1 protein-coding gene and 1 pseudogene are annotated in these 2,295 nt (G+C 72.6%); one reads left to right on the plus strand and one right to left on the minus strand.

Annotation, left to right across the window (positions count from 1 at the left end; genetic code table 11):
• The coding region (locus RX333_RS17170) for a DUF4175 domain-containing protein (protein WP_316016190.1) at window positions 1–2,061 on the plus strand (2,061 nt) is incomplete at its 5' end.
• 29 nt (window positions 2,062–2,090) lie between these two features.
• On the opposite strand, the pseudogene RX333_RS17175 reads toward RX333_RS17170, so the two are convergent.
• Window positions 2,091–2,295: pseudogene (locus RX333_RS17175) on the minus strand (thioredoxin); the annotation flags it as partial.

Raw genomic sequence — 2,295 nt, forward strand, 5'->3', positions numbered from 1 at the left:
CGCCCGCCGCGGCCCGACCTGCGGGTGGCGCGGCAGGATCCGCTGGCGCTGCGGCTCGCGGTGGTCGTCGCCTTCGTCACCGCGCTGATCTTCGGTCAGGGCGCGTGGTGGCCCCGCCTGACCGGCGCGATCGGTACGGCGGAGGCGGCGGGTCCGACCTTCGAGGCGTGGGCGACCCCGCCCGCCTATACCGGGCAGCCGGTGATCTACCTCACGGAACGCGCGGATCAGGAACGCCCGCTGCGCCTGCCGCAGGGCACGGAGATCGCGCTGCGCGCCTATGGCACCGGTTTCGCGCTGGAGCAGGACGTGACGGACGCCGCGGCGCTGAGTGACAGCGGCGAGGGTCTGGCCGACGCGCGGCTCACGCTCGACCGCAACGGCAGCCTCGCGTTGACGCGGCGGGGGCGGACCCTCGCCACCTGGCGCTTCGTGGTGGAGGGCGACCAGGTGCCGACCGTCGCCTTCGACGGGGAGATCGGGCGGGCGGAGGCGGGGGCCACGCGCATCGGCTATCTGGCCGAGGACGATTTCGCAGTGGCGACGCTGCGCGTGGTGGCGGAGCTGGATGTGGACGCGGTGGATCGCCGCTACGGGTTGGAGCCCGAGCCGATGCCGCGCGATCCGCTGGTGGCGGAGATCCCGCTGCCGCGCGGTGCCGGGGCCAGCGTGCGCGATGTGGTGACGCAGGATTTCTCGACCCATCCCTTCGCCGCTCTGCCGGTGCGGCTGCGGCTGGAGGTCGTGGACGGTGCGGGACAGACCGGGCGCAGCGAGGCCTTGGCGATGGACCTGCCGCGCCGCTCCTTCTTCGACCCGCTGAGCCGCGCGGTTGTGGAGATGCGGCGCGACATGCTGTGGGCGCCCGCGGCGAATGCCGCACGCTCGGCGCGGATCCTGCGTGCGGTGTCCTACGCGCCCGAGGAGTACGAGGTGCCCGAGGGCGTGTTCGAGGCGATGGGTGCCGCGATCGCGCTGATCGAGACGGCCCGCGCCAACGATGAGGTGGTCGATCAGCTCGACGGGATCGCGGCGGCGCTGTGGGACGTCGCCCTGATGATCGAGGACGGCGAACTGGCCGATGCCGCCGCGGCCCTGCGCCGCGCTCAGGAGCGGTTGAGCCAGGCTATGCAGGATGGTGCGAGCCCCGAGGAAATCGCCGAGCTGATGCAGGACCTGCGCGAGGCGATGCGCGACTTCATGCGCGAGATGGCCGAGCAGATGCAGAACGACCCCGAGGCGCAGCAGCGCGCCGAGGAGCAGATGGGCGAGAGCATGGAGATGAGCCAGCAGGATCTCCAGGACCTGATGGACCGCATCCAGGAGCTGACCGAGCAGGGCCGGATGGAGGAAGCGCAGCGCCTGCTCGATCAGCTGGCGCAGCTGATGGAGAACATGACCATGTCCATGAACGGGCAGGGTCAGGGCGAAGGCATGCCGGGCCAGGAAGGCGAGGGCGAGGGCCAGGGCAGCGCGCAGGAAGGCGTCGAGGACGGCCTGCGCCAGCAGCAGGACCTGGCCGATCGCTCCTTCGAGGAATTGCAGCGCCAGTTCCGCGAGGGATTCGGCAATGGCGAGGGCCTGCAGGGCCTCGCCGACACGCAGGAGGCGCTGCGCGAGCTTCTGGAGGATCTGGAGCAGCGCGAGGGTCTCGGCGAGGGCGAGACCGGCGAGGCGCTCGACCGCGCGCAGCGTGACATGGGCGAGGCGCGCGACGCGCTGCGCGACGGCGATGGGCGGCGCGCGCTCGACGAACAGGCCGAGGCGATGGATGCGCTGCGCGAGGCCTTGCGCGCCATCGAGAACCGCCCCGGCGAGGAAGGCGAGCCGCGCCCCGGCGAGCAGAGTGCCGAGGAGGGCGGCGAGGGCGAAAGCGAGGACCCGCTGGGCCGTCCGACCTCCAACGGCTCCACCCTGCGCAGCGAGGGCGAGACCGTGCCGGATGGCGGTTCGATCGGCTCGGTCGCCGATTTGATGGCCGAGATCCGCCGCCGCTCGGGCGACCGCGCGCGGCCCGAGGCGGAGCGGGAGTATTACCGCAGGTTGCTGGAGCGGTTCTGACAGGGCGGGGTCAGCCCCCCGCCCGGTGATCAGGGCTGCAGGTAGCCTTGCACGGTCGCGTAGATCGTCTGGCGCATCCCGTCGACCCAGCCGACATAGGCGTCGAGCGCCGGGGCCGCGGGCGGCAGCGCCATCGCCAGATCGGGCGCGAGCAGGTAGACCGCCGCCGCGATCAGCGCCAGCAGCACCGCGAGCACGAAGCCGAAGCCGCCGCGCCCGCCCGAGGTCTTGGCC

Origin of the sequence: Roseobacter sp. HKCCA0434, from assembly GCF_032464675.1 — a bacterium.
Taxonomy (GTDB): domain Bacteria; phylum Pseudomonadota; class Alphaproteobacteria; order Rhodobacterales; family Rhodobacteraceae; genus Pontivivens.